The sequence below is a fragment of the Streptomyces sp. NPDC057099 genome, assembly GCF_042671245.1.
GTDB lineage: Bacteria > Actinomycetota > Actinomycetes > Streptomycetales > Streptomycetaceae > Streptomyces > Streptomyces purpurascens.
The window spans coordinates 1-4,236 of sequence record NZ_JBHUTX010000105.1; the positions used below are offsets into that span (position 1 = coordinate 1).

The window sequence follows — 4,236 nt, forward strand, 5'->3', positions numbered from 1 at the left end:
ATCCACGCGCGCGTGGGACCCGGAAACGGGCCCCACGCGCGCGTGCCGTTTCGCCGCGCCGACAAGTTGGCTCTTCCCGTGACCTGGGTCACCGGGTTAACGTGCGGTTGCTCCGGCCTCCTGCAAGGCTGTGACCAGGGCCCCTTCCCCGCCTTCCCGATTTACTTGGAAATCCAAGCAAAATCGCAGGTCAGATGGGGTTTCACAGAAATGTGGAGCACTGGGTAACGTGCTTGTTGCAGGGCGCTCGCCGGGGCACCTGTCACGCCTGTTCCCGGCCGAGTGGCACCCACCCCGTGCCCCGGTGGCCGAGAACAGGTGAGCCGCACTGGCCTACCGGCAACCCCGGGGGCCGGACCGACGGAGGAGCACACGTGACCGTGGAGAGCACTGCCGCGCGCACATCGCGACGCAGCGCCGGAAGCAAGGCCGGCACCACCGGCACCAAGGGCACCACCCGCACGCCTGCGAAGAAGGCAGCCGCGAAGAAGGCCGCCGATCCCCAGCTCGTGCAGCTGCTGACGCCCGAGGGCAAGCGCGTCAAGAATGCCGAGTACGACAAGTACGTCGCCGGTGTCACCCCGGAAGAGCTCCGCGGCCTGTACCGCGACATGGTGCTCACCCGCCGCTTCGACGCCGAGGCCACCTCCCTGCAGCGCCAGGGCGAGCTGGGCCTGTGGGCCTCGCTGCTCGGCCAGGAGGCCGCCCAGATCGGCTCGGGCCGCGCCCTGCGCGACGACGACTACGTCTTCCCCACCTACCGCGAGCACGGCGTCGCCTGGTGCCGCGGGGTGGACCCGACCAACCTGCTCGGCATGTTCCGCGGTGTGAACAACGGCGGCTGGGACCCGAACAGCAACAACTTCCAGCTCTACACGATCGTCATCGGCTCCCAGACGCTGCACGCCACCGGCTACGCGATGGGCGTCGCCAAGGACGGTGCCGACAGCGCGGTGATCGCCTACTTCGGCGACGGCGCCTCCAGCCAGGGCGACGTGGCCGAGTCGTTCACCTTCTCCGCGGTCTACAACGCCCCGGTCGTGTTCTTCTGCCAGAACAACCAGTGGGCCATCTCCGAGCCGACCGAGAAGCAGTCCCGCGTCCCGATCTACCAGCGCGCGCAGGGCTACGGCTTCCCGGGCGTACGGGTCGACGGCAACGACGTGCTCGCCTGCCTCGCGGTCACCCGCTGGGCCCTGGAGCGGGCCCGCGCCGGCGAGGGCCCGACCCTCGTCGAGGCGTTCACCTACCGCATGGGCGCCCACACCACCTCCGACGACCCGACCCGCTACCGGGGCGACGAGGAGCGCCAGGCCTGGGAGGCCAAGGACCCGATCCTGCGCCTTCGCCGGTTCCTGGAGACCTCAAACCACGCGGACGAGGGATTCTTCGAGGAACTGGAGGCCGAGTCCGAGGCGTTGGGCAAACGAGTGCGCGAAGCGGTCCGTGCCATGCCTGACCCGGACCACTTCGCGATCTTCGAGAACGTCTACGCGGACGGACACGCGCTCGTCGACGAGGAGCGCGCCCAGTTCGCCGCGTACCAGGCGTCGTTCGCCGATGAGGGGGGCAACTGACATGGCCGACAAGATGGCACTCGCCAAAGCGATCAACGAGTCGCTGCGCCACGCCCTGGAGGCCGACCCCAAAGTCCTGATCATGGGCGAGGACGTCGGCAAGCTCGGCGGCGTCTTCCGGGTGACGGACGGACTGCAGAAGGACTTCGGCGAGAGCCGCGTCATCGACACCCCGCTCGCCGAGTCGGGCATCGTCGGCACGGCGATCGGCCTGGCCCTGCGCGGCTACCGCCCGGTGGTGGAGATCCAGTTCGACGGCTTCGTCTTCCCGGCGTACGACCAGATCGTCACCCAGCTCGCCAAGATGCACGCCCGCTCCCTGGGCAAGGTCAAGCTCCCGGTCGTCGTGCGCATCCCCTACGGCGGCGGCATCGGCGCGGTGGAGCACCACTCGGAGTCCCCCGAGGCGCTCTTCGCGCACGTCTCGGGCCTGAAGATCGTCAGCCCGTCCAACTCCTCGGACGCGTACTGGATGATGCAGCAGGCCATCCAGAGCGACGACCCGGTGATCTTCTTCGAGCCCAAGCGCCGCTACTGGGACAAGGGCGAGGTCGCCACGGAGGCGATCCCGGGCCCGCTGCACAAGGCCCAGGTGGTCCGCGAGGGCACCGACCTCACCCTCGCCGCCTACGGCCCGATGGTGAAGCTCTGCCAGGAGGTCGCGGACGCGGCCGCCGAGGAGGGCAGGAACCTGGAGGTCCTGGACCTGCGCTCGGTCTCCCCGCTCGACTTCGACTCGATCCAGGCGTCGGTGGAGAAGACGCGCCGGCTGGTCGTCGTCCACGAGGCCCCGGTGTTCTTCGGCTCCGGCGCGGAGATCGCCGCGCGGATCACGGAGCGCTGCTTCTACCACCTGGAGGCCCCGGTGCTCCGCGTCGGCGGCTACCACGCGCCGTATCCGCCGGCCCGCCTGGAGGAGGAGTACCTGCCGAACCTGGACCGGGTGCTGGATGCCGTCGACCGCTCGCTGGCGTACTGAGGAGAGGGTCGTGACGACGATGACGGAAGCGTCCGTACGCGAGTTCAAGATGCCGGACGTGGGTGAGGGGCTCACCGAGGCCGAGATCCTCAAGTGGTTCGTCCAGCCCGGCGACAAGGTCACCGACGGCCAGGTGGTGTGCGAGGTCGAGACGGCGAAGGCGGCCGTCGAGCTGCCCATCCCGTACGACGGCGTGGTCCGGGACCTGCACTTCCCCGAGGGCACCACGGTCGACGTGGGCACGTCGATCATCGCGGTCGACGTGAGCGGAGGGGCCGCGCCGGCCGAGCCGCGGGCGGAAGCCCCCCAGGCCCCGCAGACCACTGAGGAACCGAAGGCGGAGGGCTCCGGCCGCCAGCCGGTCCTCGTCGGCTACGGGGTGGCGGCCTCGTCCACCCGCCGTCGCCCCCGCAAGGGCCCGGAGGTCCCGGTCCAGCAGGCCTCGACCGCGGTCCAGACGGAGCTGAACGGCCATGGAGGCGCGCCCTCGACGGCCGCCACCACCGCTCCCGCTGCCTCCGCCGTCAAGGAACGCCCGCTGGCCAAGCCTCCGGTCCGCAAGCTGGCCAAGGACCTGGGCGTCGACCTGACGACGGTCGTCCCGACCGGCCCGGACGGCATCATCACCCGCGAGGACGTGCACGCGGCGGTGGCCCCGCCGCAGGCACCGCGGCCGGAGGCCCCCGCGGTCCCCGCGACCGCCGCCCCGGCACCCGCGCCGGCGGCGGTGTCGTACGACACCGCCCGCGAGACCCGCATCCCGGTCAAGGGCGTCCGCAAGGCGACGGCGGCGGCGATGGTGGGCTCGGCGTTCACGGCGCCGCATGTCACGGAGTTCGTGACGGTCGACGTGACGCGCACGATGAAGCTGGTCGAGGAGCTGAAGGAGGACAAGGAGTTCGCGGGCCTGCGCGTGAACCCCCTCCTGCTGATCGCCAAGGCCCTGCTCGTCGCGATCAGGCGCAACCCGGACGTCAACGCGTCCTGGGACGAGGCCGCCCAGGAGATCGTGGTCAAGCACTACGTGAACCTGGGCATCGCGGCCGCGACCCCGCGCGGTCTGATCGTGCCGAACATCAAGGACGCCCACGCCAAGACGCTGCCGCAGCTCGCCGAGTCGCTGGGCGGGCTGGTGTCGACGGCCAGGGACGGCAAGACGTCCCCGGCGGACATGCAGAACGGCACGGTGACGATCACCAACGTCGGTGTCTTCGGCGTCGACACGGGCACGCCGATCCTCAACCCGGGCGAGTCCGCGATCCTCGCGGTCGGTGCGATCAAGCTCCAGCCGTGGGTCCACAAGGGCAAGGTGAAGCCCCGCCAGGTCACCACCCTGGCCCTGTCCTTCGACCACCGCCTGGTCGACGGCGAGCTGGGCTCGAAGGTCCTGGCGGACGTGGCGGCGATCCTGGAGCAGCCGAAGCGTCTGATCACCTGGGCGTGAGCCGACTGCGGCGGCCCCTTGCCCTCGGGCGGGGGGCCGCCGGCGTCTGTCCGGTCGACGTACGGCCCGGCGACGAGCGGCCGGCCCGGGTCGCGGCGCGGATCCGCGGCTGGAGCCGGGAGCCGGGAGCCGGGGCGGGCTCGTCCGTGAACGTGCCGGCCGGAGGGCGGCGCAAGGCTGCCCGGGCGCTGGAGCGCCGCCGGCGGACGGCTGGCTGATGTGCGAAGGGGGCTCAC

At 71.1% G+C, this 4,236-nt stretch carries 4 protein-coding genes; all 4 read left to right on the forward strand.

The features are described 5' to 3' along the window. Positions 1-374 precede the first annotated feature (374 nt). From pdhA to ACFT4A_RS42270, 4 genes are read left to right on the forward strand one after another with little or no spacing between them, the layout of a single operon-like run. Positions 375-1,577 carry a pyruvate dehydrogenase (acetyl-transferring) E1 component subunit alpha gene (pdhA, locus tag ACFT4A_RS42255; protein ID WP_382841988.1) on the forward strand — a complete coding sequence of 401 codons (1,203 nt, stop codon included), beginning with the start codon at positions 375-377 and terminating at the stop codon, positions 1,575-1,577. Between the two features lies 1 nt (position 1,578). Then, positions 1,579-2,556: an alpha-ketoacid dehydrogenase subunit beta gene (locus ACFT4A_RS42260; protein WP_215120238.1), complete on the forward strand. Its 978-nt coding sequence runs from the start codon at positions 1,579-1,581 to the stop codon at positions 2,554-2,556. A gap of 10 nt (positions 2,557-2,566) precedes the next feature. Continuing rightward, a complete protein-coding gene (locus tag ACFT4A_RS42265) occupies positions 2,567-4,000 on the forward strand; it encodes a dihydrolipoamide acetyltransferase family protein (RefSeq protein WP_382841992.1) in 1,434 nt (477 codons plus the stop codon). Continuing rightward, entirely contained in the window at positions 3,997-4,218 is a 222-nt protein-coding gene (locus ACFT4A_RS42270; RefSeq protein WP_382841995.1) for a hypothetical protein, read from the forward strand. The genes ACFT4A_RS42265 and ACFT4A_RS42270 overlap by 4 nt, the downstream gene beginning before the upstream one ends. Positions 4,219-4,236 lie beyond the last annotated feature (18 nt).